This is a genomic window from Chryseobacterium sp. T16E-39 (genome assembly GCF_002216065.1).
Lineage (GTDB): Bacteria > Bacteroidota > Bacteroidia > Flavobacteriales > Weeksellaceae > Chryseobacterium.
Window position 1 is genome coordinate 2,482,439 of sequence record NZ_CP022282.1, and the last position, 26,298, is coordinate 2,508,736.

At 33.2% G+C, this 26,298-nt stretch carries 32 protein-coding genes; 28 read left to right on the plus strand and 4 right to left on the minus strand.

Translation table 11 applies throughout. From position 1 onward, the window contains the following. Positions 1–16 precede the first annotated feature (16 nt). Both CEY12_RS11190 and CEY12_RS11195 read right to left on the minus strand, forming a co-directional pair. Positions 17–715, minus strand: a complete 699-nt coding sequence (locus tag CEY12_RS11190; RefSeq protein ID WP_089027775.1) for a LytR/AlgR family response regulator transcription factor — start codon at positions 713–715, stop codon at positions 17–19. After that, positions 708–1,739 (minus strand): sensor histidine kinase, encoded by a 1,032-nt coding sequence (locus tag CEY12_RS11195; protein WP_089029856.1) that lies wholly within the window; start codon positions 1,737–1,739, stop codon positions 708–710. Before CEY12_RS11195 ends, CEY12_RS11190 begins: the two co-directional genes overlap by 8 nt. Before the next feature lie 230 nt (positions 1,740–1,969). Here CEY12_RS11195 and CEY12_RS11200 point away from each other — a divergent pair, with 230 nt between their 5' ends. The 3 genes from CEY12_RS11200 to CEY12_RS11210 are packed head-to-tail and all read left to right on the plus strand — an operon-like array spanning position 1,970 to position 5,248. Beyond that, positions 1,970–2,662, plus strand: coding sequence for a DUF2490 domain-containing protein (locus tag CEY12_RS11200; RefSeq protein ID WP_089027776.1), 693 nt, complete (start codon positions 1,970–1,972; stop codon positions 2,660–2,662). Between the two features lie 29 nt (positions 2,663–2,691). After that, positions 2,692–3,978 carry a CitMHS family transporter gene (locus tag CEY12_RS11205; protein WP_089027777.1) on the plus strand — a complete coding sequence of 429 codons (1,287 nt, stop codon included), beginning with the start codon at positions 2,692–2,694 and terminating at the stop codon, positions 3,976–3,978. Positions 3,979–4,033: 55 nt separating this feature from the next. Then, positions 4,034–5,248, plus strand: a complete 1,215-nt coding sequence (locus tag CEY12_RS11210; protein WP_089027778.1) for a cation:dicarboxylate symporter family transporter — start codon at positions 4,034–4,036, stop codon at positions 5,246–5,248. Positions 5,249–5,300: 52 nt separating this feature from the next. Here CEY12_RS11210 and CEY12_RS11215 read toward each other — a convergent pair whose 3' ends face one another. Further along, the gene (locus CEY12_RS11215) at positions 5,301–6,485 is read right to left on the minus strand and encodes a trypsin-like serine peptidase (protein WP_089027779.1); all 1,185 of its coding nucleotides are present in this window, start codon (positions 6,483–6,485) and stop codon (positions 5,301–5,303) included. Positions 6,486–6,753: 268 nt separating this feature from the next. On the opposite strand from CEY12_RS11215, the gene CEY12_RS22470 reads away from it, so the two are divergent. The 16 genes from CEY12_RS22470 (at position 6,754) to arr (ending at position 20,209) form a co-directional block, all read left to right on the plus strand. Then, positions 6,754–6,891 (plus strand): hypothetical protein, encoded by a 138-nt coding sequence (locus CEY12_RS22470; RefSeq protein ID WP_172821032.1) that lies wholly within the window; start codon positions 6,754–6,756, stop codon positions 6,889–6,891. A gap of 191 nt (positions 6,892–7,082) precedes the next feature. Then, positions 7,083–7,361 carry a co-chaperone GroES gene (gene groES / locus CEY12_RS11220; RefSeq protein ID WP_089027780.1) on the plus strand — a complete coding sequence of 93 codons (279 nt, stop codon included), beginning with the start codon at positions 7,083–7,085 and terminating at the stop codon, positions 7,359–7,361. Positions 7,362–7,454: 93 nt separating this feature from the next. Next, on the plus strand, positions 7,455–9,080 hold the full coding sequence (gene groL / locus CEY12_RS11225; protein ID WP_089027781.1) for a chaperonin GroEL: 1,626 nt from the start codon (positions 7,455–7,457) through the stop codon (positions 9,078–9,080). Positions 9,081–9,304: 224 nt separating this feature from the next. Next, positions 9,305–10,987 carry an AIPR family protein gene (locus CEY12_RS11230; RefSeq protein ID WP_089027782.1) on the plus strand — a complete coding sequence of 561 codons (1,683 nt, stop codon included), beginning with the start codon at positions 9,305–9,307 and terminating at the stop codon, positions 10,985–10,987. A gap of 488 nt (positions 10,988–11,475) precedes the next feature. Next, positions 11,476–12,219, plus strand: coding sequence for a hypothetical protein (locus tag CEY12_RS11235; RefSeq protein WP_157676808.1), 744 nt, complete (start codon positions 11,476–11,478; stop codon positions 12,217–12,219). A 3-nt stretch (positions 12,220–12,222) separates the two neighbouring features. After that, complete coding sequence (locus CEY12_RS11240) at positions 12,223–12,798, plus strand: hypothetical protein (RefSeq protein ID WP_089027784.1); 576 nt, start codon at positions 12,223–12,225, stop codon at positions 12,796–12,798. Positions 12,799–12,893: 95 nt separating this feature from the next. Then, on the plus strand, positions 12,894–13,574 hold the full coding sequence (locus CEY12_RS11245; RefSeq protein WP_089027785.1) for a hypothetical protein: 681 nt from the start codon (positions 12,894–12,896) through the stop codon (positions 13,572–13,574). Between the two features lie 65 nt (positions 13,575–13,639). Further along, the gene (locus CEY12_RS11250; protein ID WP_089027786.1) at positions 13,640–14,500 is read left to right on the plus strand and encodes a GLPGLI family protein; all 861 of its coding nucleotides are present in this window, start codon (positions 13,640–13,642) and stop codon (positions 14,498–14,500) included. 70 nt (positions 14,501–14,570) lie between these two features. Next, a complete protein-coding gene (locus CEY12_RS11255; RefSeq protein WP_089027787.1) occupies positions 14,571–15,332 on the plus strand; it encodes a hypothetical protein in 762 nt (253 codons plus the stop codon). Positions 15,333–15,345: 13 nt separating this feature from the next. Next, positions 15,346–16,275 carry a Kelch repeat-containing protein gene (locus CEY12_RS11260; RefSeq protein WP_089027788.1) on the plus strand — a complete coding sequence of 310 codons (930 nt, stop codon included), beginning with the start codon at positions 15,346–15,348 and terminating at the stop codon, positions 16,273–16,275. Between the two features lie 191 nt (positions 16,276–16,466). Then, positions 16,467–17,126, plus strand: coding sequence for a DUF2461 domain-containing protein (locus tag CEY12_RS11265; protein ID WP_089027789.1), 660 nt, complete (start codon positions 16,467–16,469; stop codon positions 17,124–17,126). 144 nt (positions 17,127–17,270) lie between these two features. Further along, positions 17,271–17,831, plus strand: coding sequence for a hypothetical protein (locus tag CEY12_RS11270; RefSeq protein ID WP_089027790.1), 561 nt, complete (start codon positions 17,271–17,273; stop codon positions 17,829–17,831). Between the two features lie 86 nt (positions 17,832–17,917). Next, a complete protein-coding gene (locus CEY12_RS11275; RefSeq protein WP_089027791.1) occupies positions 17,918–18,643 on the plus strand; it encodes a hypothetical protein in 726 nt (241 codons plus the stop codon). Beyond that, on the plus strand, positions 18,643–19,182 hold the full coding sequence (locus CEY12_RS11280; protein WP_089027792.1) for a hypothetical protein: 540 nt from the start codon (positions 18,643–18,645) through the stop codon (positions 19,180–19,182). The genes CEY12_RS11275 and CEY12_RS11280 overlap by 1 nt, the downstream gene beginning before the upstream one ends. 125 nt (positions 19,183–19,307) lie before the next feature. Next, a complete protein-coding gene (locus CEY12_RS11285; RefSeq protein WP_089027793.1) occupies positions 19,308–19,763 on the plus strand; it encodes a MarR family winged helix-turn-helix transcriptional regulator in 456 nt (151 codons plus the stop codon). Between the two features lie 11 nt (positions 19,764–19,774). After that, a complete protein-coding gene (arr, locus tag CEY12_RS11290; protein WP_089027794.1) occupies positions 19,775–20,209 on the plus strand; it encodes an NAD(+)--rifampin ADP-ribosyltransferase in 435 nt (144 codons plus the stop codon). 2 nt (positions 20,210–20,211) lie between these two features. Here the strand turns inward: arr and CEY12_RS11295 are convergent, their stop codons facing one another. Further along, positions 20,212–20,619: a winged helix-turn-helix transcriptional regulator gene (locus CEY12_RS11295; protein ID WP_089027795.1), complete on the minus strand. Its 408-nt coding sequence runs from the start codon at positions 20,617–20,619 to the stop codon at positions 20,212–20,214. 89 nt (positions 20,620–20,708) lie between these two features. Here CEY12_RS11295 and CEY12_RS11300 point away from each other — a divergent pair, with 89 nt between their 5' ends. The 9 genes from CEY12_RS11300 (at position 20,709) to CEY12_RS11340 (ending at position 26,261) form a co-directional block, all read left to right on the plus strand. Continuing rightward, on the plus strand, positions 20,709–21,089 hold the full coding sequence (locus CEY12_RS11300) for a nuclear transport factor 2 family protein (RefSeq protein ID WP_089027796.1): 381 nt from the start codon (positions 20,709–20,711) through the stop codon (positions 21,087–21,089). A 122-nt stretch (positions 21,090–21,211) separates the two neighbouring features. After that, a complete protein-coding gene (locus CEY12_RS11305) occupies positions 21,212–21,589 on the plus strand; it encodes a VOC family protein (protein ID WP_089027797.1) in 378 nt (125 codons plus the stop codon). 25 nt (positions 21,590–21,614) lie between these two features. Continuing rightward, positions 21,615–22,139, plus strand: a complete 525-nt coding sequence (locus CEY12_RS11310; RefSeq protein ID WP_089029857.1) for a hypothetical protein — start codon at positions 21,615–21,617, stop codon at positions 22,137–22,139. Positions 22,140–22,246: 107 nt separating this feature from the next. Further along, positions 22,247–22,825: a peroxiredoxin family protein gene (locus CEY12_RS11315; protein ID WP_089027798.1), complete on the plus strand. Its 579-nt coding sequence runs from the start codon at positions 22,247–22,249 to the stop codon at positions 22,823–22,825. Positions 22,826–22,849: 24 nt separating this feature from the next. After that, entirely contained in the window at positions 22,850–23,395 is a 546-nt protein-coding gene (locus CEY12_RS11320) for a dihydrofolate reductase family protein (protein ID WP_089027799.1), read from the plus strand. 5 nt (positions 23,396–23,400) lie between these two features. Continuing rightward, positions 23,401–23,754: a DUF2200 domain-containing protein gene (locus CEY12_RS11325; RefSeq protein ID WP_089027800.1), complete on the plus strand. Its 354-nt coding sequence runs from the start codon at positions 23,401–23,403 to the stop codon at positions 23,752–23,754. Between the two features lie 93 nt (positions 23,755–23,847). After that, entirely contained in the window at positions 23,848–24,603 is a 756-nt protein-coding gene (locus tag CEY12_RS11330) for an SDR family oxidoreductase (RefSeq protein ID WP_089027801.1), read from the plus strand. 58 nt (positions 24,604–24,661) lie between these two features. Then, a complete protein-coding gene (locus tag CEY12_RS11335) occupies positions 24,662–25,009 on the plus strand; it encodes a YciI family protein (protein ID WP_089027802.1) in 348 nt (115 codons plus the stop codon). A 16-nt stretch (positions 25,010–25,025) separates the two neighbouring features. Next, on the plus strand, positions 25,026–26,261 hold the full coding sequence (locus tag CEY12_RS11340) for an RNA polymerase sigma factor (protein ID WP_089027803.1): 1,236 nt from the start codon (positions 25,026–25,028) through the stop codon (positions 26,259–26,261). Positions 26,262–26,298 lie beyond the last annotated feature (37 nt).

A 26,298-nucleotide genomic window follows, 5' to 3' on the forward strand; every position in this document is an offset into this window, starting at 1 on the left:
GTTGGCGGTTTTATTTTTATTTCCCTAAATGATTTTTCAATACTGCTTTATAGGTTCTTCCTAAAGGAATTTTATCTCCACCGATAAGGAAAACATTTTTCACATCATACGACTCGATATGAGAAGTCAAAACGATATAAGATTTATGAACCCTGATAAATCCAAAAGCCTGGAACTTTTCCTCAAAGTTAGACATCCGGTCAAGGATCATATACTTTTTTAAAGGAGTAACAAGAATGATGTACTCTCCGAATCCCTGTATCCAAAGAATATCTTTTAGAAAAACCTTATTCATGATATAATTGGATTTAAACATAATAAAGTCCTTTTCTTCAGGCTCTGTTGAGTTTTTAAACTGTAGAAAATCCTTAGCTTTATTAATGGCTCTCTTAAAGGTTTCAAAATCTACAGGCTTTACAAGATAATGTACCACATCCAATTCAAATGCTTTCACAGCATGCTGGGTTTCCAACGTCATAAAAATACATAAAGGCTTATAAGGCAGTTTTTGTAACAATTCCACTCCATTAATCTCAGGCATATTAATATCCAGGATGACAAGGTCTACCCTATTTTCCTTTAAATATTCCAATGCAACATCTGCCTCCTGAAAAGAATTCTGAAGGTCTATATCTTCTATCTGCGCACAATATTGTTTAACAAGTTGCAATGCAGGATATTCATCGTCTACATTGACTACAGATAAATTAGCCATTCAGATTAATTTTTAAAGTTGTTTTATATTCATCATTCTCAATCAGGTTTGATGAAAAATCATATTTTCCGGAATAGTACTTTTCTAATATCTGATTAATTGCCTCATTTCCTAAACCATTATATCCGGTATCTTCCACTGGTCTCTTTGTATTAATTGAATTAATGATTTCAAAAAAAATATCCCTTTCCTTAATAGAATATAATACTTTTATAAAGCTACCCGGCTCCAGTCCAATTCCGGAATGTTTTAAAGCATTTTCAAAAAGTGTCAAAAATATAGAGGGTGGAATTTCAACAACATCCAATGTTTCATCATTCTGAATATCAAAATCAATATTAAGCTGATTATCGTATTTCAACTGATACAGCTTGGCAAGAGAATGAATGGATGAAAACTCCTGAGCCAGACTGATCTTTTCCCTGCCACTATCATAAATAATATACTGCAAAAGTTTACTAAGCTGTAAAATAGAGTCTGAGGTTTTCGCCGAAGAAACAAAACTGTTTGCATACATATTATTTAAGGTATTCAATAGAAAATGTGGATTCATCTTCGATTTTAAAAGATCAAGATAAAGCTGTTCCTTTTGCTCTCCAAGGTCAACGACATTCTGTTCTATCAGAAATTTATCTTTTGTAATTCCTAAAAAGGAAGCAACCAGAATAATAATTCCCTGCGCTATATACACATTAAAAAGGAACTTTGTATTAGAAAGCGTTTCATTGAAATTCATATTAAAAACCGTGGGTTCCAATAAAATCCTGAACAGGCTTGATACCAAGAAGCAGATCAATGCATAGATGATAAATTCCGGATACTTATTCGACAGGTAAAACTGCGGAACCAGATAATAGTAGACCAGATAATAAATTCCAATATTAAAAATAATTACAGATAAAACACTCCAAATGAGCTCCGGGGTATCAAGGAAGTAATTTTCGGTGAAAAAAGTTATCAAAATAAAGACAAAAAAGAAGAAAACATGCTGAAATCTCAACAAGAGTCCCCAACGGTACTTCATAAGTTTTTTCAGAATCTTACCATTAAATAAAAGCCTGAAAAACAATAATATAAGTATAATATTTACAATTAAAAACATTCTAAAAAACCTGATTTTAATGGTTTTCAAATATAGGGTGTTTTTGATGGAAAATGCAGTTTACTGATAAAATAGGTCATTGATTGAAAAATTAAAAACCCGCTATCGCGAATAAATATATTTGAGGATCAACAACATTAACCGAATATTATATGAAAATTAAGAGAAGATTAATTTTTATTTTTTTATTACTGCTTAATCATTTCTATCAAGGCCAAAGTAATGATACTTACAATATGTGGTTTCAATATATCATGACCGCTAAAGTATCTGATAAAAGTACATTGACAGCTCTAACGCAGTATCGTTCTTTCGATCTTGCTTATGACACCAGACTATTTCTTGTGAATGCTTATATGGATTACGAAGTAGCTAATGGCGTAAGACCAGGATTAGGAGGAATGTTTCTGGTTCTTGAATCTTATCAAACCGATGATGTAAAAAAAATACGTTACGAAAAAAGAGCGTTCCAACAGGTCACATTAGATCATAATATCGGCCGTACATCAGTGTCCAGCAGATTTCGGATAGAGGAACGTTTCATCAACAATCCCGATGAATTTGTGCTTAGGGCACGTTATCTCATTTCTATGAGAATACCCTTTAACAAAAAAGGTGAGAAGGAAAGGTTATATGGCATTCTTAAAAACGAGATAAGAATGAATCTTAAGAAGGAAGACACTTTCGACAGCAACCGTATCACTGCAGGGCTTGGAATAAAGACCGGAAGAAATTCAGCCATTGAACTGGCCTTTATTAATCAACTCTCGCCCGGTAGAACCAGTAACTATGGATACATAGGCTTCAGAAACACCTTTGACTGGAGAAAGAAAGAGAAACAATAAGATATCACTCAACAATTTAATATACCGCTATGCTTACATTCCTTGGATTTTTAATGATCCTCATTTTCATGGTTCTTATCATGAATAAAAAAATGACACCCCTTACCGCTTTGGTGATCGTTCCCGTAGTCATTGCTCTTATTGCGGGATTTGGGCCTGAACTTGGAGATATGATGAAAAACGGAGTTAAAGAAATAGCACTTACCGGTGTCATGCTTATTTTCGCTATTCTCTACTTCAGCTTAATGATAGATACAGGTTTGTTTGAGCCTCTCGTGGATATTATTTTAAAAGCAGTAGGAGACAACCCTATTAAAACAACTGTAGGAACAGCCATTCTTACGACATTGGTTTCCCTCGATGGAGATGGTTCTTCCACTTATATTATCGTCGTTGCCGCTATGCTTCCCCTCTACAAAAAACAAGGCCTGAATCCATTGATCCTTACCTGCATCATTATGCTTGCTGGCGGTATTATGAATATTCTCCCATGGGGCGGACCGACAGCCAGAGTCATGAGCTCACTCAAACTTGGACATACCGAAATTTTCGTTCCGATGATTCCCATTATGGTATTAGGAATTTGCTGGGTGCTATTCGTAGCCTACATTCTGGGACTAAAAGAAAAAAAACGCATCGCAAAACACGGAAAATATACCCAGTACAGCAATAGTGATATTGTCGGGGAAAAAGATCCTAAACTCCTCCGTCCAAAACTGCTGTGGGTCAATCTGGGTCTCACTCTTATTTTATTAACCGTAATGATTTTAGATATTGTTCCATTGGGAATTGCTTTTATGATCGCTTTCTGTATAGCTTCTGTCATCAATTATCCAAAATTAAAAGATCAGCAGAAGATTATGTCGAAACACGCAGGGAATGCTTTATCTGTAGCAGGTATGATTTTCGGAGCCGGAATTTTCACCGGAATTTTGAATGGATCAGGGATTATGCAGGCTATGGGAAACAGCATGATCGAAATTGTTCCTAAAAGCTGGGGCGGTTCTTTAAATATCATTACGGCAGTATTTAGTGTACCCCTTACCTTTTTCCTTACTAACGACGCTTACTATTTTGGGATATTACCGATCATTGCAGCAACCGGACAGCAATTAGGAATTACTCCGGAGATCTTAGGAAGAGCAAGCCTTGTAGGACAGGCCTCCCACCTCCTGAGCCCGCTGGTTCCATCAACCTATTTGCTGGTATCTCTTGCCGGGGTAGAATTTTCTGACCATTTGAAATATACTTTAAAATGGGCCATTGGTTCTTCTATCATCATGTTATTGGGAGCATTACTTCTTGGTGTCATTTAAAATTATTATATATTTATATTCAATTGTCCGTTTATACAGTGAAACAAAACCTCAAATGAATCTTTTCCATACAAAAAAAACATTCACCAGCAGATATTTAAAGAATCTTTCTTTGTATGTTTTCGTAGCTATTATCGGTGGGGTTCTTACAGGACATTATCTTCCCGAGATAAGCAGTAAACTGGGAGTCATCAGCCAGTACTTCTTCATGGTCCTTGAAAGTATCATACTCCCCATCATTTTTATGGCTATTATTTATGGGATCTGTCATTTAGCCGATATAAAAAATGCAGGAAGTATTGTGTGGCAAACGGCTCTTTATTTTTTCATCATAAGTTCTGTAGCCATAGCTCTTGGTTTTATTTTTGGTTTTGCCGTACAGCCTGGTTCTCATACAGGAATCGACATCACCAAAACAAAAGCCGTTCTTCCCACAAATTTTGAGATCACTGATACTTCAATACCTTCTGTTATTTATCTTAACAGACATGGTATTTTTCTTATTGCTTCAATTAGTATTGGTATTTATATGAATCTTTCAAAACGTAGAGAAGGCTTTCTGAAAATACTGGATCAGGGACTTACCGTTTTTTATACGATTATTAAGTATTTATACCTCATTCTGCCCATTGTTATCTTTTGTAATATAGCCTATGGAATTTCTATGTATGGGATCAATACCCTTTTACCATTAAGCAAGGTTGTAGGCACAGTATATCTTACTGATATTGTTTTTATTTTTGGGGTCTTAGGATTGGTCTCTTATATCTTTAAATTTAATCTGTTTAAATTTCTGATCAGTATTAAAGAGGAAATTATTCTGGTTATTACTACTTCTTCCTCTAAAACTGCTTTTCCCATCATATTTGAAAAGATGGAATCTGAGGGATACAGCAGGAAAATTCTAAGGTTTATTATTCCGCTGGGATATAATTTTAATCTGGCGGGAGCCTGTATCTATATTTCTGTGGCCTGTTGTTTTCTGATTCAGTTTTATAATATTTCTTTGAGTATTCATGATTATATATGGCTCTTTATCATTATTTCTGTCACTTCAAAAACAGCATCCGGAGTTCCCGGTTCGGGATTCCTTGCCCTTATTTTCACTTTAAACAGATTCGGAAAAATTCCCGTAACTGACCTAGCATTGCTTTACAGTGTAGACCGTTTTATGAATGAAGCCAGATCGGTAACTAATTTTATAGGTATTGCCGTTTCCGGGGCTATAATCTCAAAAATAAATCAGCCAATAGAAAAAAACGCCTCATAAAAATGAAGCGTTTTATATCAATTGTGTTTTGTTTTCTTACAGCGGATTATATTTAATTTCCCCAGTTATTTCTTGCCCAGACAACCAGAGCCGGCAACATATCCCCTCCTGAAGCTACAGAATGAAGATCAGATCCAAAAAGCTCCCAATCTGTTTCATTACCATGATGAACCCCTATGGCATACATCTGCCCGTTCGAGAACCAACTGTATAGTGGTGATCCGGATGCTCCACTTGCCTCGTCCGCATACGATTCTATTTGGGTACTGTCTACTGTATTTCCGTCCGGTAATCTAACATCATCTCCATCATCGTCATCCACAACACTAATGCTGCTTTGGTAAGTAGGTCTGTTTTCACCCTTATCATAAGGATACCCGGTCATCGTCCATACATTCATGTCCTCCCAATCGTCGTTATAGCTCTTAGCTCCGAAGTAACCTGTGGTATCTCCAATATTATCGTACAGTTTCACAACCATCATATCATTACCCACATCACTTTGATAAGCAATATAGCTTTCTCCGTATGTGTAAAACGAGTTTCCATAAATGGATCGTCCGTCATAATAAGCAGGAATTACTTTGATCATCCATGAAGCATAAGGTTTCTGAGGTCTCATGTGGCCTGATGTCATCAGGATCTTTCTGCCTACCATAAAACCTGTTCCTCTACCCTGATAGTTCCATGATGATGTACTGGTTAATTTAGTATATACTTCTACCCTGCAAACACAACATTCCGGATAGGTATTTGGATAAATATTCACCCTGTCATCATTTCCAAAAATTGTGGTGTGGTTGGCGCTTTTCGTCACCAATCTGTTTAAACGGTTTCTCTTAGCAGATTTTGTGTTGGGAAAAACCACTTTAGGATGCAACCCAAGGATATGGGTTTCCGGTACAAAAGCTTCAGCTGTGGTTACTTTTATTTTCTCGGCTTTAATTTTAGTTTGAAGACTATCTTTAGAAATAATTTCTTCTGTCTTACCGGGAATTCCCCAATCAAAAGGAGAAAGATCATCTAACTGACTGAAATCCTTATTCAGTTTTGATACAGAAATTCTAGCGGTACTTTTTACCTTTTCAGTGAGTTTAAAACTTTTAGCTGAATCTGTAATAAAAAGATTACGATCTAATGCTTTAGTGGGAAGCGGGTTCTCTTGTTCCAGTAATAATTCTTTCGGAATAGGCGAATCGGCTGGAACACCTTTAAAGATTTTTTTTAATTTTTCCATTTTGAATTTAATTATGGTTTGGTCTGACAAAGTTGAAGCAATACAACAGCAAATACCCCAGTAGTATCCCTGTTTTTACACTGTACAAACCCTGCAATCTATCGCAGTATAATCCACAGGATCAATTTATTGTATTTATTTTTTTCTAAGTAAAGAGAAAATTACTTATATTAGAGAACCAAATAAAAACAATACTTGTTTACTCGATAAACTAATAGTCAAAAATCCTGATTGACTTTAAATGTTTAGGAGTAACAAATATTAACTTATGAAAAATGCAAACTTATTAGGCAGAGAAGCTCAAAAATCCATTCAGGGAGGAGCTGCTGCCGGAATCGTTTGTTGCGAACGTGACAACAACGGAAAATGTACATTATGGATCGGTCCCGGACAACATTGTCCTTAGTAAAACGAACCATACAATTAAAAACGAGCCGGAATTTTCCGGCTCTGTTTTTTATAGGTCTGCCAAAATTTCACACGAAAAACAAAACTCTGCCATTTTTAACCTTCATCCTTCAAGTATCAACCCTGAACTTTCATTTGGCACACATTTAGAGAATTTGAAAGCAGAAATAATTAAAAAACAGATATATTATGTCAGTAAACTTTAAACCATTAGCAGATAGAGTTTTGATCGAACCAATCGCTGCAGAAACTAAAACAGCTTCAGGTATTATCATCCCGGACACTGCAAAAGAAAAACCACAAGAAGGTACAGTAGTAGCAGTAGGTCCTGGTAAAAAAGATGAGCCTACCACTGTTAAAGCAGGTGACAAAGTTCTTTATGGAAAATATTCAGGTTCTGAATTAAAATTAGACGGAAAGGATTACTTAATTGTAAAGGAAGGAGATTTACTGGGAATCATCGGTTAATTTGTAAAAAGTAAAATGTATTCATGTAAAATGACTTCATGAATATACATTCATTAATACATTGTACAAAGTACATTAATACAATAAAAAATTATGGCAAAAGAAATAAAATTCGATATTGAATCAAGAGACGCTTTAAAGAGAGGGGTTGATGCATTAGCAAATGCAGTAAAGGTAACTTTAGGACCAAAAGGTAGAAACGTAGTAATCGAAAAATCTTTCGGTGCTCCACACGTAACTAAAGATGGTGTTTCTGTAGCAAAAGAAATCGAACTTGAGGACAGAGTAGAAAATATGGGAGCACAGATGGTAAAAGAAGTGGCTTCCAAAACTAACGATATTGCAGGAGACGGTACAACTACCGCTACTGTTTTAGCACAGGCTATCGTAAGAGAAGGTCTTAAGAATGTAGCTGCTGGTGCAAACCCAATGGATTTAAAAAGAGGAATCGACAAAGCAGTAACTGCTGTTGTTGAGAGTTTAAAAGCTCAATCTAAAGAAGTTGGTGATTCTAAAGAAATGGTGAAGCAGGTAGCTTCAGTTTCTGCAAACAACGACGAAACAATCGGATCTTTGATCGCTGAAGCTTTCGGTAAAGTTGGTAAAGAAGGAGTAATCACTGTAGAAGAAGCTAAAGGTATTGATACAACGGTAGATGTTGTAGAAGGTATGCAGTTTGACAGAGGATACCAATCTCCTTACTTCGTAACTAACCCTGAAAAAATGTTAGCTGAAGTAGAAAACCCTTACATCCTTTTAGTAGAGAGGAAAATCTCTTCAATGAAAGAATTACTTCCAGTTCTTGAGCCTATTGCTCAAAGTGGAAAATCATTATTAATTATCTCTGAAGAAGTTGAAGGTGAAGCTTTAGCAACTTTAGTGGTAAACAAATTAAGAGGTTCTCTTAAAATTGCTGCTGTAAAAGCTCCAGGATTCGGAGACAGAAGAAAAGCAATGTTAGAAGATATCGCGATCTTAACAGGTGGACAGGTTATTTCTGAAGAACAAGGTTTCACTATGGAGAACGTTTCTTTAGATATGTTGGGAACTGCTGAGAAAGTAACAATCGATAAAGACAATACAACAATCGTAAACGGTGGTGGTGAAGAAAGCAAGATCAAAGGTAGAGTAAACCAGATCAAAGCTCAAATGGAAACAACTACTTCTGATTACGACAGAGAAAAATTACAGGAGAGATTAGCTAAGTTAGCTGGTGGTGTTGCGGTACTTTACGTAGGTGCAGCTTCTGAAGTTGAAATGAAAGAGAAAAAAGACAGAGTAGATGATGCACTTCACGCTACAAGAGCAGCTGTTGAAGAAGGTATCGTTGCAGGTGGTGGTGTTGCTTTAGTAAGAGCAATCTCTGCTTTGGACAACCTTACAGGAATCAACTCTGACGAAAATACAGGGATCAAAATCGTAAAAAGAGCGATCGAGGAGCCATTAAGACAAATCGTTGCTAATGCAGGAGGTGAAGGTTCTGTAATCGTTGCTAAAGTAGCTGAAGGATCTGGAGATTTCGGATACAATGCTAAAACTGACGAGTATGTAAACATGCTTGAAGCAGGAATCATTGACCCTACAAAAGTAACAAGAGTTGCTCTTGAAAATGCAGCTTCAGTTTCTGGAATGCTTCTTACCACTGAGTGTGTAATCACTGAAGTGAAAAAAGATGAGCCTGCTATGCCAATGGGAGGTGGAATGCCAGGAATGATGTAGTAGCGTGTCGCTGAGACAATTTAATATACTAACCGCTCTGTTTTTGCAGGGCGGTTTTTTTGTTTAAATTATGATTTTCCGGGAAGAAAAATAGTATATTTAGGTTTTAATTTAACTATTAGTAAATAAGTACTCAAACCAAACAACATTATTGCAACTGCATATATTGTATATTGGCGCGACACCCAAATTTGCTTGTTAGCCACAATTTATAAAAAACAATCATGAGTGAAATTCACGTTAATCACATCAAATCACATATCGAAACTCTTTATAATAATATTATTGATTTATCAGATCTTAATGCTAATGATCCTCAAATAAGTAATTTTTTTCTTACCAGATCTCTTGCAGCTTATGCCATTCAACATCATGCTCAAGTTTCAGAAAATATTGCAGCAGATTCGATTACTGACGGATCAAATGACAATGGTATTGATGCAATATACTATGACTTACAAACAAAAACTTTGTATATTGTTCAGTCAAAATGGATCCATAATGGAAAAGGCGAACCAGAAAATGGAGATATAAAAAAATTTATTAGTGGAATACATGATTTATTCGATTTCAATTTCGAAAGATTTAATAATAAAATAAAAAGGAAAGAAGTTATAATAAGAAATGCTATTTGCGATCCCAAAACTAAATACCAAATTATTTTAACATATACTGGAATTAATGATTTAGCTGAACCATCAAGAAGAGATTTTACTGATTTATTAGATAATTTCAATGATGCAAGTGAGATTGTATTTCTATCAATTTTTAATCAAAAAAGAATTCATTCAACATTAATTAGTTCTTCTGAAATTGATGAACCAATTGATGAACAAATTCAATTAAACAGTTTTGGGAAAATAAATGTGCCATATAACGGTTACTATGGTCATGTCAATGGAATTGAAATTTATGGATGGTGGGATAAATACAGAAAAAGACTTTTTAGCAAAAATATTAGAGGAGTATTAGGCGAAACTGATGTTAATAAAGAAATAAATTTAACGCTTGAAAATACCCCTGAATTATTTTGGTTTTATAATAATGGTATAACAATTATTGCTGATTCAATTGAAAAAAATATGGTCGGTGGAGCATCAACAGAGTTTGGACAGTTTACTTGCAGTAATATTAGCATTGTTAACGGTGCACAAACCGTTAGTACAATTGGAAAATTCGGAGAGGAGGATCACTCAAAACTCGAAAAAGTTTTCGTTCCGACCAGAATTATTCAACTTAACAATGCAGATTCAGATTTCGGTCAAAGAATTACAAAGGCAAATAATACCCAAAATAGAGTAAACAATCGAGATTTTGTTACATTTGACATAGAACAGACAAGATTAAGAGAAGAATTATTGATTGATGGTATTGATTATCGAATCAGCAGAGGAGAATTCGAAATCGATGATCAAATTTCTTTTGATTTAGTAGAGAGTACAACTGCTTTATCATGTGCTTTAAATGATGTCTCAATTGTAGTTCAACTAAAAAGGGAAATTGGTAAATTATGGGATGATCTTGAAAATGCTCCGTATAAAAAATTATTTAACCCAAGAGTGAGCGGACGTTACGTATATAATTGTGTCAGGACACAGCGCCTAATTGATAATTCTATTAAAACTTTAGAAGATTCATCGGAAAATCCTAGAGATCAAAGTATTCTTATTCATGGAAATCGTTTTATTTCAATGCTTGTATTTAATACAATAAATAAAAAATCTTATTCTACAGTCAAATTTAATTTTGACACACCAAATTTGGTAAGAAAAATGGATGAAAAAGTAAATATTGAATTTAATAAACTAAAATCTATCATTGATTCAGAATATGAAAAATCAATTATTTTGACACTTTTTAAAAACGGCAGCAAATGTAAGGATATTTATGAAAAATTTTTAAGATAGAAAACTATGGTAACATTATATTGGCAAAATGTGGAGCTAAGTATTTAACTTTTTAGTCGTTTATGCTTTTCATAATTTTCCGTTACCTGATTAGACAATAAGGCTAATCCCGCTGCGCAAAGTCTCCTGACTTTGCGTAATATTTTTCATAAAACAGGCTCCGAAGTCAGGAGACTTCGGAGAGCTAGGCGGAAGCAGAGGTTTTTATTTGTATTATTTTTTTAATTATATTTGAGTAAACTGAGTAAAACCAAGAAACATCGTCAATTAATTCTTATGTACTTCTAGAAATTTTTTAAAAGATTTGCGGTTGATTTCCATAGTTATACTTTGGTTATAAAACTTTAAATCAAAAATAAAATACTTTTGCTAACATAATTATGAAGCATCCGCACGATTATAGCGTGTAGTTTTGGCTTTTAGATTATAACTGTTAGAATGTTTAATTTATAATACTATAACCATACGAAAGGATTCGTGCGATAACAGTGAACAACCCAAGAAAAATAAATTTTAAAATATTTAATTTAATATTATCACTTCTTATTCTTTACAGTTGCAATTTTGGAAAAACAGAATGGAGCATCGATCAATTGTACAGACAAAAGATTGATGGAACTTCTAAAGTCATCTATTATTTTAGTGCATGGGGAGGTCGTGATTCAAATCCTAGAGGTTTTATCATCTTAGATTCAACAAAACAATTTCAGGTAGAAATAGAAAATATCCTACCAATCTATCAATTATCACAAATTCCAAATAAAACAAACATTGAAGGGATAACTCATGATTGTTATGGGACTTGCGGAGAACTATATTACAATAGTAAACCAGTTTTCAGGCCGATGAAGGTTGATATCTCATCGGAAAATGGTTTCAAATTAAAAACCCGAATATATCAATATAAAGGGTATTCAGAACATAATAGAGGATTAGAAAGATATGTTTTTGAAAAATTTAAAGAGACAAAAGATAGCCTAATTTTTTATAATTTAGACGATGTTGAAAGTATGAATGGAATACATCTCGACACATTAAAAGTAAAGAAAGGTAGTGTATATCTTTTATTCAATAAAAAGAATAACATCAAGAAAATAAATGTTGACAACGTAACTTTAAATTTTAAGACAAATTCTATTGAAGAAATAAGACATATAGCTTTGACTCCTAAGAACGAAATTAAAAATAAGGAATTGTCTGAAAGAGGAATATTTAGAGAATTGTTAAAATAAAAGATGAGAACATATTGGATCCTAATTTCATTTATTTTTATAGTAAGTTGTTCTAAAAATAAAACATTAGAAAAAACAGAATTGAATAAAATAGTTAATTCTGTTTTAAAATATACATCCACCCGTAATTCGTCAATTAATAATACGTATTTAATTAATCCTGCACTCCAAAAATTAAATATCTATATTCCTAGTCAAAAAGAAATTTCAGGAGAAGAACCTGGGCCTCCACCATTTTTTAGTAGAAGTATAATTGAGTTACTGGATTTAAAACATAGTCAATTTGGCGAAAGAAAATCAGACTCATTGAATATACTGAAGCAAAATCAATATATTTTCGATTCTTTAAAAGTTGATTATAAAATAAACACAAACCTCAAGTTAGCTAATAAGAAAGAGATTGATCGTCGTATAGAATCATATCAATTCTCAAATCCCGTATATTACAACGATAAATTTGTTTACATAGAATTAATTTATCGAAAATCTGTTTTTGGGATTGGCTTTGGATATCTGTTGGAAAAACAAAAAGATGGAAATTGGGTGGTAAAAAAAATTGTAGACACTTTTATAACCTAAAATCTACATTTATTATGAAGTATTTGAAATTCTCAATTGCTACTTTTTTCTGATTTTTAAAATAGTTGTACAAACCTTAAAAATTTATCTTACCAATGAAAATAAGTCTACAAATATTATTATTTCTTATTTATAATTCGCTGTATTCGCAAAATGCTACGCCAAAGCTCATTGAAAACATAAAGGATAAAGCAGCATTTTACAAATCAAATGTAAAAAATTCATGGGAGAGAGAGCCTATTTATATGGGAGCATTTCAAAAAGAAATCATTAATAAATTTGAAGATAATAGACTTCTAGCACTTGAAAGTCATTATGAAAATCCGTGTAATAAAGCTTATATAAAAAGGGAGAAAAATTCCTTTAAAAATGCATTTGAAGGTAAGGTTAATATTTTTGTTGATACCACCCAAAAAATAAAATTTTTCAAAGTTGTTTATCATAAAAACAGATCAAACACCTTTGACTACTTTTATGCAAACCCTGTAATTTTGACTAATAATGATTCACAAGATGTTCAAATTGGATACGGATTTTACATTCCTCTGATAATGCAAGCACAAAATGAAAAAGGTGAATGGAAAGATATTGAAGATTATTATGCTGCTGATTGTGGCACTTGTTTAAATATGATGTATTTCAAGCCCAACGAAATCACAGTAACAACTTCGGTAATTTATGATGGCAATTATGAAACTAAATTACGACTAAGACTTGGGGAAAATAATTTTTCAAATGTATTTACTGGAAAAATAAACAGATTACAAATGGAATAATATCTCCGTTATTCAAAGTTTCTAATTTGGTTTCAACAAAAAACACATAAAACAATTAATCAAAAATGAGAAAACTCACCATCTTTTTAATTTTCATTTTCACCACTTCTTTATTATTTTCTCAAAATCAAAGATTTACTTATGAATATTCTTTTAAAATGGATTCTTTACACAGAGAAAACGTTGAAAAAGAAATCATGAACCTTGACATTACAAAAGAGGGTTCCAATTTCTACAGTGCATTGCTTATCACGAGAGATTCTCTTTTTAAAGCAGAAATTGAAAAAGGAAAAGCTTCAAAATCTATGGTTTTTGATATGAGAAAAATTAAGCAATCAAAAGTTAATTTTCGGATTTCTAAAGATTATCCCAATTTAGAAACCATTTACCATACGTCTCTCAATGCCAGCAATGTCGCATTAAAGGAACAAAACAAACTCAGCTGGACTATTTCTCCTGAAACGAAAAGCATTGAAGGTTTTAAAGTTCAAAAAGCAACCACCACTTTTGGTGGAAGAAACTGGATTGCCTGGTTTACGAATGACATTCAAATACAAGACGGGCCTTATAAATTCTGTGGCCTTCCCGGCTTAATTTTAAATATTGGAGACGAAAAAGGGGATCATATTTTCAACCTGGTTGGAAGTAAAAAACTGAATTACGATCCTTTATTGATGGATTCAAATAGGACAGAAATTTTTCTTACCAATGAAAAATTTAATAAGCTATGGAATGAATATAAAAAAGACCCAGCAAAGAATATAAAAATCATTCACAGTTCTTCAGAAATGTCGGAAACACTATTTTTCGATTCAAATAATGGTAGTCCTTTAACAAAACAAGATTTAATTAAAGGAAAAGAACAGCGGGCGCAAGAAGCTTTTAAAAGGAATAATAATTTTATTGAAAGAGAATTGTATAAATAAAAGCCTCTGTACACGACTCTCTCAATATTGATCAGCCATACTTAAATATATTTACGTTTACACTAGACTTATGAAGTTCAAATTTTTATTTCTGTTGATACTCATATCTACAAAATTTTTTGCAACCGGACAGCAATCTAATTTTATCACAATACAAGGGAAAAAGTATGAACTACTGAATGATCCTTTAGAAGGATATTTTGAGAAACATCCAGATGACCATCCAATTTATGGAGAAAAGTTTGTAAGAAAAAATGAAAATGGAGATGAAACATTTTTAATGACTACCTCAAACCATCGTGGGTATATTGCTTATTTTGAAATAATAGATAATGAATTATTTCTGGTTGATCTTACAATAACAGACCCTGACAGTGATTCAGAAAAACAAATTTCAATGTTCAACAAAATTTTCCCTAATAAAAAAACTAAATTGAACTATTCAGGAATTCTTACTGTACCGAATGGAGATTTTATTGATTCTGATAATTTTGGTTTTTCAAGCTACTATTCAAGTTATCTAATTCTTACTTTACGTAATGATATTTTAACCAAAAACAAAGAATTACAAAACGAGGAGTACATAAAGTTTAAAATAAGACAGTTCAAAGAATTTCAAAAAACTAAAGAATATAGAATTGCATATGAAAACTATATAAAAGACACTAGAGAAAATGAAGAATGGGATCTATCAGATGAAAACACAAAAGAATTGTCAAAAGAAGAAATTAAACAGATAAAGAAACAATATTCGAAAAAGCCAACAAAAGATGAGATTGACAATTTTTTATTTATGATGTCGAATTTGGAAAAAATATATGTTGATTATTAATTAACTTCATAGCATGAAAACAAAATTATTACTCCTTTCATTTTTGGGTTCATTAGTAGCTCATGCACAAACACTTCAATTCGAAAATTTGAGGAATATGTCCGTCGGCAGAGGTGCCATAGCCAGTGTAATCGTAAATGATAATATTTATGTAAGCAATGGCTATCAGGAAAAAGCAAGTGATGCAAAGTATATTGAGAAATACAATATTACTGATAACAAATGGAGTGTTCTCAATTCGACTCTTCTTCCCAAAAGATTTGCTAATTCGGAGACTTACGATAATAAAATTTATATTTTTAATGGTTGGGGAAACAGCCATCTTGAAATTTTAGACCTTGCGACCAATACCGTAAAAAAGGGAGCTACCAATCGTTCCTACACAGGAAATTCAGGTTCTGCAATCTATAATGGCAAAATATATGTGTTTGGTGGCAGCGGGCTCAAAGGGGCTGCAAAGACTGTATTTTCCAATAAATTCCAGTATTATGATATTGCTTCAAACACCTGGAACTCATTACCCAATATGCCCACAGCCAAAGAAACAAAAGGAAAAATTGTTAATGATAAATTGTATGTAATTGGTGGTTTTAATGGAACCCCATCACGTCTGATCAATATTTATGACCTCAAGACTAATCTTTGGGTCGATCAATATACGATGCCTGTTGGTATATCCGGACACTCATTAGCAGTATCCGGGGATAAAATTTTTATTGTAGGGGGGTATAATTTTCAAAATTTTATTGCCTATTTTGATACTACAACCAACAAATTCCATCAGCTATCTTCCAATATGATTCCCAGAAGACACGCTGCAGCGGAAGTATATAACAATAAATTATATATCATCGGTGGAAGTACAACATCTCTAACCAGCTCAGCAATTAAAAGCATACAAGTAGCAGATATTAGTGAAGATGTACTCTCTGGAAATAAATGAAAACATCCCAATGTCTGATTCCATTGAAATGGACTGATACTCTTTTTGGAAAAAGGAGTTTGATAAAGGAGAGGCTGGGATATTCAAAGTTCCGGTTTCTGAAATTGTGGAATTAATGGAAGATCAAATTGTTTCAGGAAATTATACAGAATAGAGCGCAAACAATACAAAACAAACATTCTTACACCCATATGAAAAAAGCATTTGAATTCCTGACTCATTTAAAAGAAAATAACACCCGGGAATGGTTTGCCAGGCACAAGTCCGAATATGAGTCAATTGTCCAGGAAAACAAAGCTTTTTTCAATCAGATCTATACTGAACTTCAGGAGTATGATCAACTTAAAGGAATCCACATTTTCAGGATTTACAAAGATGTTCGTTTTTCCAAGGATCAAACGCCATACAAAACCAATTTCGGAGTAGGATATTCCCGTTCAAAACCAATGCTCAGGGGTGGATATTATATTCAGCTGGAACCTGGCAACAGTTTTATTGGGGGCGGATTCTGGGGGCCTGAAACTAAGGATTTACTCCGTATCCGTAAAGAGTTTGAAATCAGCACCACACCAATCGAAAAGATTACCTCCGACAAAACCTTTGTAAAGTATTTCGGAGAACTCAAGGGTGATTCTGTAAAAACAGCTCCGAGAGGGTTTGATAAAAATCATCCCGCTATAGATTTAATAAGAAAAAAACAATATTTAGTCTTACGAAAATTTACCGATAAGGAAGTTTTATCCGACAATTTTCAAAAGGAAGCAATACTAACCCTACTGGCTATACGCCCCTTTTTTGATTATATGAGCGAAGTGCTGACGACAGATCTCAATGGAGAGCCTTTATTTTAAATCTTATTATTGAAAAAAGCACCAATAATAACGATTCTATTATGCTAAAAAAATAAAAGCATCCCCTTAAAACAGGATACCACAACATAAATACCTATGAAAAAAAACGAAAAAAGAGCAAAGAAAACATCATAAAATATCTAAATGCTGATCGAAAATAAAGGAATAAAGACTTCTACATTTTATATCCCTCCATTCAACTTGAATGCTGGAGAAATTATTGTTTTACATTTATTTAATGGACCTCATCTCCATGAGATAGAAATGTTTCTCAAAGACATTTTTTGTGGCAAAACAAAGAACAAAAATGTAGTGGTGCATAAAAGTCTGACATTTGTTGAACATTTTATTGAACCCGAATTTAGACGAATCTTTTATCCTGTGACAGTCAAAGAACATTTAAAAAAAAATGCAAATTTAGATAGTCCATATGCTACAAAAATTTATGAAATTGACTGGATAAACGAAAAAACAAAAGCCAACACACTTCCCGGTAATCCAAGACGCCTGCTGTCCTTATATGCTACACTTTCCAGGACAAACAATATTGTTTTTGATATAGCTGGGCAGGATCCAGAAGGAGCAGAACAAACTTATAAAATAGTAAAAGAGGTAGTTAAAAATGGAGGTTCAGCCATTTTATTCGATTATTTTGAAAATATGAAAAATGACTGTACAAAATATATTGAATTACAATGGATCTAAGAATAGCTGTTAACATTGTATTAAATTCTCTTCACTTCAGAAAGCGGAGATTTAATTCTTTTATCTTTTTTAATCTACAACACATTATGATACTTCCTTACATCCAAAATCACTTAAAGTCAATTCTTTTCGCGTTTTTTTCATTCTTCGCAATAAATTTTTTCGCTCAAATAACAAATAAATATGAGCTAACAAAAGATAGCGATACCCTATACTATGCCAAATATGAAAAGCCAATCATAGAAAAATTGAAACTGATCAAACCTGAAGAAAATAAAAATTTCTTTCATTTTAGCTCAGATAAATACTACTTAGAACTATCAGATGACTCAAATAAATATATGATTTATGCTGATGAAATGTGGGATGGTAAAAGGACAGGGGAAGTATTTATTAAACGAATTGAATTAGTGGAAAAACAAGTTGATGAAATAAAAAATCTTTTAGATTCATTAAAAATCAATGAAATTGCAAGTGACAATCAAATTAAAGATTGGAGTTTTGGTTTTGATGGAATCATCTATAAATTTGAATTAAAAAAAGGAAATAATTATTCTTATAAACATTATTGGACACCTGCTTCCCAACAAACATTTGCTGAATCAAATACTATTAATTTCTTTATAAACAAAATAGACAAAATAATAAACTATCAAGAAAACAGAGAAAAGTTTATGAAAGAAGTTCCTTATTTCTCGTGGACAAGAGATGGTGTTTCCTGGAATGCTGTAAAAATTATAAATAAAGAGAATTATGATGAATATAAAAGATATAAAAAAATCAAAAAGAAACAATTAAGACGCAAACTGTAATGCTTCATAACATCATATTAGCAAATGCAAGTCAAAAGTCTAGACCTTTCCTTAACCTAATTTCAGTTTTATTAATTCTTTTGTCTTGCAATACAAAGAGAAACTTACAGGGAACTTATAGATCAAATAAAGCTGTACTAGGTTTCTTCGTCACTACGGTTGAATTAAATAATAACGATAAGTTTAATTATGAATTTTCTGGGGATCTTCAGCACACAGAACTTTCTGGAATGTATAAAGTAAAAGGTAATAGTCTATATTTAAAATTTAATAAGAACAAAAATGAACCAGAATCTACAAATGATTCATTAATAATATCCGATATACTATCGGGTAACTATCACAATTATGATTTAAAAAATGAAAGTGGTATCAACTACCATTTAAAATATAAAATACAAGGAAATAGGTTTTTTGCTTATAATGTTAAAACTGGCAAGCTTATAAAAAAATCAAAAATATATAGTGATCAAAAAAGGTTTTTATTTTTTGGCTCCAAATGGAAAAATAAAAAAAGTTACCTAAAAAAAATTAAATAAAAATGTCTTGACTACAACTGATATGATTCCAATATTTAATATACTAACCGCTTTATTTTCATAAAGCGGTTTTTTTCAATAAAATATTTTATCTTTGCAACTAAGATATCAACTAACTAAGCATTATGGAAATCACAGAAGATGTTATAAAACTGAGAAAATTAAGCCAGCAGTTTGCTTATACTTCGATCCAAATGCATGAAAGCATTGGCCGGAAAATCGGATTAACCGGTACTGATCATAAATACCTTGGTTTTTTAATTCAAAAAGGACCGATGACTGCAGGTGAGCTTGCTGTCATCACAGGATTAACAACAGGAGCGGTAACGGGGTTGATCGATAGATTTGAAGGAAAGAAATTGGTAAGCAGACAACCTGATAAGAACGACAGACGAAAGATAATCATCGTTCCTGATAATGTAAGAATATCTAAACTCATCATTCCTCAGTATCAAGATTTCCAGGACAATACAGATCAATTGTTTGCAACTTTTTCAAATGAAGAATTAAAAACTTTAGAAAAATATTTCCGAAATGCCATGGAAATCATGAATGCCAAAATTGAAAAAACAAACCAATAAATACTAATACAATGGAGAATAATAAAAATGACCATCCTTCTGATATTTTGGATAAGGGACCATTTTATCATGGAACAAAAGCAGATTTGCAAATCGGAGATTTGTTGACCGCTGGTTTCGGATCTAATTATTATCCTGAGATCATTATGAATCACATTTATTTTACCGCTTTAAAAAATGGTGCCGGACTTGCTGCTGCATTAGCACAAGGAGAAGGTCATGAGCGGATATACATTGTTGAGCCTACAGGAAGTTTTGAAAATGACCCTAATGTAACAGACAAAAAATTCCCTGGTAACCCTACCCGATCTTATCGCAGCGCACAGCCTCTAAAGATAGTTGGAGAAGTCACAGAGTGGATAAAACTGACAGACGAAGAACTTCAAAGATGGCGGGAAAATATTGCAAAATTGCGCGAAAACCCAAATGCTGAAATTATAAACTAATATTATTTGATCTTTGACTTCAAGACATTATTTAATTCCTTAATAACACCTGCTTTATCTTTCTTGATTTTTTTTCCCAATTCTTTCCGTGGACAATTGTCATTGTGTTTTGCTCCCCAATCCATGAGTTCGATGATAACAGGCAGAAGGTCAGCTCCCTTTTCTGTCAGGCTATAGATAAATTTTGATTTATTAAGCGGTGATACCTCTTTAACCAAAATCTTCTCGGCTTCCAGAATTCCCAGCCTATTAACAAGAATGTTTGAGGCTATCCGCTCTTCTGAATTTAAAAATTCACTGTAAGACATTTTACCTCTCAGCATAACATCCCTGATGATTAAAAGTGACCATTTATCTCCGAAAACATCAAGAGAACAACTGATTGGGCAATCTGATCTTTGTTTATCCATAAAAATAAGTTATTGCAATTTGCAATAACTTTTATATATTTGTTCTTGCATTATGCAAGAACAAATATAATCACAAAAAATTTAATATCATGGAAAATCAAGCAACTACAAGACAACTTCTTGAAGCGTATTACAAAGGTTTTGCAGAAAAAGCCAATTGGGAAAGTACAATAGCCGATGATTTTGAATACGTTGGTGGTGATATGAACAACACAACACCCGTTGTTGGCAAACAGGCCTATATTGAAATTATCAAAAGGTTCTCTCAACGATTTGAACGTATGAGCGTAAAACAAATGATTGTAGAGGATGATAAAGCCAGTGTGATTGGAAATTATGATTTTCAGTTTCCGAACGGCATTAAAATTAATGGGAATGTTTCTGAAAACTGGACGGTAAAAAATGGAAAGCTACAATCATTAACTTTATACTTTGACACACTAACTTTTATGGCGAATATGAAGCCATAACTACTATTATTTATCACCTGCATTTTTAAATAGAACAACAGATTTTTTTGCTATGAAATAAAAAAACCGCTCTACTTTTCAGGGCGGTTTTTTGCTATATTTATGGTGATTAAAACGAAGACATGACCGTAAAATTTGATACACTGATCCTCTATGTCCGAAACGTTGAATTGCTTAGAAAATTTTATACAGAAAATTTCAATTTAACTGTAGTGGAAGAAGATCCAACCTGGGCATTATTGAATGCAGGAGCTTTACAAATTGGCTTTCATAAAATCGGAGATCAGTATCTGAAAAATATAGAAGAGGGCTACCAGTTTGATAATAACACAAAAATGGTTTTTGAAATTGATGGGGATATCGAACTGGCCAGAAATGAATTCTTATTAAAAAACATTCCGATGAGAGAAATCAAAACATTTGAAAACTACAATTTTTGGCTTTGTGACGGAACAGACCCTGAAGGAAATGTCTTTCAGTTAAAAAGCAAAAAGATTTAGTGCTAATTATTTAATGATCCTTTTAATGAAAAAGATAGTTGCTATTTGTTGTATCGTTTTACTGTGGACCTATTTTTATTATCCTGTTTTCGACAGTGAAGGAATATCCTACCTGATTATTTTTTCATGCTTCGTGACCCTTTGTTTTTCAGTCGCAAAAATATATTCTGCCGATGATAAAGAGGATTATGACTCCGTTGAAAAAGAAGCTGACAGATTAGAGAAATTTGACGGACAATTCCAATATCTGGATAATGGGTTTTACAATAAACAGAAGAATCCAATAGAATTTATTAAGTGGGAAGAAATTGTCTCAGTACATTCATTCAGCATTCCTGTGGTAGGTGGCGAAAGGCAAACAGGCCTGGAAATAATCACTGATCAACAGCATTATGAATTTGATAGAAAAACCCCTGGAATTGAAAAATTAAAAAATCAACTTTACAATCATCTTTCAGATTGGGACTTAGATGCTCCAACCATCATTACCAATAATTACGGCCTTAAAAAAACAAAGTTATATGAGCGAAAGTTTTCAGCAAGAGATTGAAAAATAACAAAACTAAATGAACAAATATAAAACCCGATATCCTCGATCATCGGGTTTTTCATGTATATTTGAGGAGTACCATAATAACACTAATCACAAAAACAATCATGAAATACATTTTAAGCTTATTCTTATTACTATCCGTACTGTCCTGTGAAAACAAAGAAGAAAAGAAGCAAAGGGTTTTTAAGCAATTCGAAGAAGAGGCTAAAGCGTTGAAAAAAAATCAAATTGATTTATTTATCAATGCAACTCCAAAATATTTTTCAGCTAAAACAATTGATGGTCAAGTTTTCAATTCTCAGGATTATAAAGGTAAAAATCTGGTCATCTTTATTTATGACAAATCCTATCTGAAAAAGAGTGAATCTTATGACATGGCAGAAGAGTTTAATGCTTTATATACCGAATTTAAAAATGAAGCTTATTTTATTGGGATTATTGAAGGGTTCATAGAAAATGATAAACAACTGAAAGATTACATTAGTAATTCTAATGTCCAATTCGCACAGATTGACAATACTAAATCTTATGATAAATCAGAAAAATTAAATTACAATCTATTCTGCAGTCCTGCAAAAGTACTTATTGGCAGCAATGGAAAAGTAATCCATTCTTCCTGCGGTGGTGGGAATAATGCTGAAATTTCCCATAAACTTGACAGTATAAAAACGGCTTCTAAATAATTAATACAATCCAATCTTTAAAAAATGAAAAAAGTAATATTAGACTTAGCAACCACCTTAGACGGATTTATTGAAGGTCCCAACGGGGAAATCGATTGGTGTATCATGGATGATGATATGGATTTTGATGGTTTTCTTTCAAGCATTGACACTATTTTTTATGGAAGAGTGAGTTATGACGCGTGGGGAAATTATCAGCCTGATGAGAATGCCACTTTGGAAGAGCGAAACTTATGGAATGCTGTTCATTCAAAAAGTAAGTTTGTATTTTCAAGTCAACAAAGAGAAGATGAAAATGCAACTTTCATCAGTACGGATATGGTCAGAAAAGTCTCAGAAATAAAAAATCAGGAAGGAAAAGATATTTGGCTCTATGGTGGTGCCAGTCTTATTAAATCCTTTATTCAAAATAACTTAATTGATGTGTACAGAATCTCTGTTCATCCGATTGCTTTAGGGAGTGGAAAACCTCTTTTTGAAGATCTGAAAGATCGATTGCAATTAAAGCTTACTAAAACCAATGTTTTTAAATCCGGTGTCGTACAGCTTATTTATGAACCCGTAAAATAAAGCATATGCAAAACAACGAAAGAGTGTACAATATGTCCTTTGCCGGAGTTTATCCTCATTATATTACAAAAGCGGAAAAGAAAGGACGTACAGAAGAAGAAGTTCATGAAATTATTTTCTGGTTGACGGGTTATAATGAAAAAGACCTTCAGGAAATATTGAATAACAAAACCAATTTTAGAGATTTCTTTGAAAAGGCTCCTCAAATTAATCCCAATGTTTCTTTGATAAAAGGTGTCATTTGCGGGTATCGTGTGGAGGAAATTGAAGATGAATTAATGAGAAATATCCGCTATCTGGATAAGCTCATTGACGAACTGGCGAAAGGAAAACCGATGGACAAAATCTTAAGAAAATAAAATATTCTAAAATTCTTCATTAATTTTTCGATCTTTTGTCCAGTTTTAAAAATTCAATTGTCATTACAGTATAAACCCATAAAATTATACATAATGAAAATCACAGTAATTGGCGGTACCGGCCTTATCGGTAGTAAGCTTGTCAACAGTCTTAAAAATTTAGGTTATGAAGTCTTAGCTGCATCCCCAAATTCAGGAGTCAATACCATTACAGGAGAAGGTCTTGACCAGGCTTTAGAAAATGTGGACGTTGTGGTAGATGTTGCCAACTCCCCTTCTTTTGCAGATGATGATGTTATGAAGTTTTTTAAAACATCGGGAGCAAATTTAATTGCAGCAGAAAAAAATGCTGGAGTAAAGCACCACATTGCGTTATCAGTAGTAGGTACAGACCGTTTACAGGAAAGTGGTTATTTCAGAGCAAAACAGGTTCAGGAGGACCTTATTAAAGAATCTGGAATTCCTTACACGATTGTTCATTCTACTCAATTTTTTGAGTTTGTTGGTGGTATTGTTCATTCCAGTACGGTAGATCACAAAATATTGGTTTCTCCCGCACTTATCCAGCCTATTGCTTCAGATGATGTAGTGAAATCAATGACAGAAGTTACAATCAATCCACCTAAAAATAACACCATAGAAATCGGTGGTCCTGAAAAAATAAAACTGGATGATCTTGTAAGAAAATATACATCGGTTATGAAAAATCAGGACGAAGTGGTAACGAATCCGGAAGCAACTTATTTCGGAGCACCACTAAATGACAGTACATTGGTACCCAACAACGATGCAAAATTAGGAAGTATCCGTTATGACGAATGGATTTCTGATCCTGCAAATCAACGATAAGATCAGAAGTTTTTTATATTAAATTTATACGAACAAAGACCTTTTAATTTTTACGATCATGAATGAATTTTTAATCGCCATACACAGAGACATCATTAATAAAGATGCCACTCCCTCACCAGAACAAATGCAGTCTTCCATTCAACCTTTCCAGGATTGGCTGGGAAGTATTGCAGCCCAAAATAAACTTGTTTCTCCACCCAAAAGATGGGATCTTGACGGAAGAGTGGTAAAAAATGACACCGTTATTAACGGACCTTATGCTGAAATCAAAGAATCAATTGGGGGTATGTTTATCATTAGAGCTAATGATTATGATGAGGCTGTAGAAATAGCCAAAGGCTGCCCTATCCTTCAATGGGGAGCAAGTGTAGAAGTGAGAATGGCTATTCCACCGACACAATAAATTATCTTGTCTCGTAATGCAGGAGCATTCATTATTACCCAATTTATTCAGAACAGAGTACCGGAAGATTGTTTCTGTGCTCTGTTCTGTATTTGGTATTCATCACATTGAAATCGCAGAAGATATTGTCAGTGACACCTTTCTTACTGCTACTGAAACCTGGAGTATGAATGGCATTCCGGAAAATCCTACCGCCTGGCTTTACACGGTTGCCAAAAACAAAACCAAAAACTATCTTAAAAGAGACCATCTTTTTCAGCAAAAGATCTCAGATCAGATCAAGCATTCCGCTCCTGATCGTGAAGAGTTTGAAATCGATTTGTCTGATAAAAATATTGTTGACAGTCAGCTTGCAATGATGTTTACAATCATCCATCCCTCCATCTCAAAAGATTCTCAAATTTCGTTAGCCTTAAATCTGCTTTGTGGGTTCGGAATCCAGGAAATTGCTGATGCTTTTCTGGTAAGTAAAGAAGTGATCTACAAAAGATTGAAACGGGCTAAGGAAAAATTAAAACTTCAGGGAATAAAAATTGAGCAGCCATCGGTTGTACAGATTCATTCAGGTTTGGAAACAGTGCTTACCACCTTATACTTATTATTTTCAGAAGGCTACTATTCGACGTCACAAAATATAACTCTCAGAGAAGATCTTTGCATGGAAGCCATTAGGTTAACGCTATTGCTTCTTGAAAATAACCTCACAGATACACCTTCTACTCATGCATTATTATCTCTAATGTACTTTCATTCCTCAAGATTTAATGCCAGAATAAATGATAAGGGCGAAAGTATTTTATATGAAGAACAAAATGATTCCTTATGGGACCAGGAATTGATCAGTAAAGGAATCGAGCATCTGAATCAAAGTGCTTCCGGAAATTCTTTAACGAAATTTCATCTGGAAGCTGCTATCGCCTATTGGCATACAAAAAAACAGAATCATGATGAAAAATGGGAAAATATTCTCCAATTATACAATCAGCTTCTCCAAATTGAATATTCAACTTTTGCAGCTCTCAATCGCACCTTTGCTTTTTCAAAAGTGAGAGGAAAGGCAGCAGCAATTATTGAAGCCGAGAAGCTTAAACTTACCAACAATCCCTTTTACTACTCTCTTTTAGGATATCTATACAGCGATATTGACGATTTAAATGCAATAAATCATTTCGAATCTGCCATACAACTTTCAAATTCACAGTCCGTTATCAATATTCTCAGAAAGTATACTGATACGCTGAAAAGAAAATAAGAAACAGGCAGTTTAAAAACCACACTGGTCTTGTTCA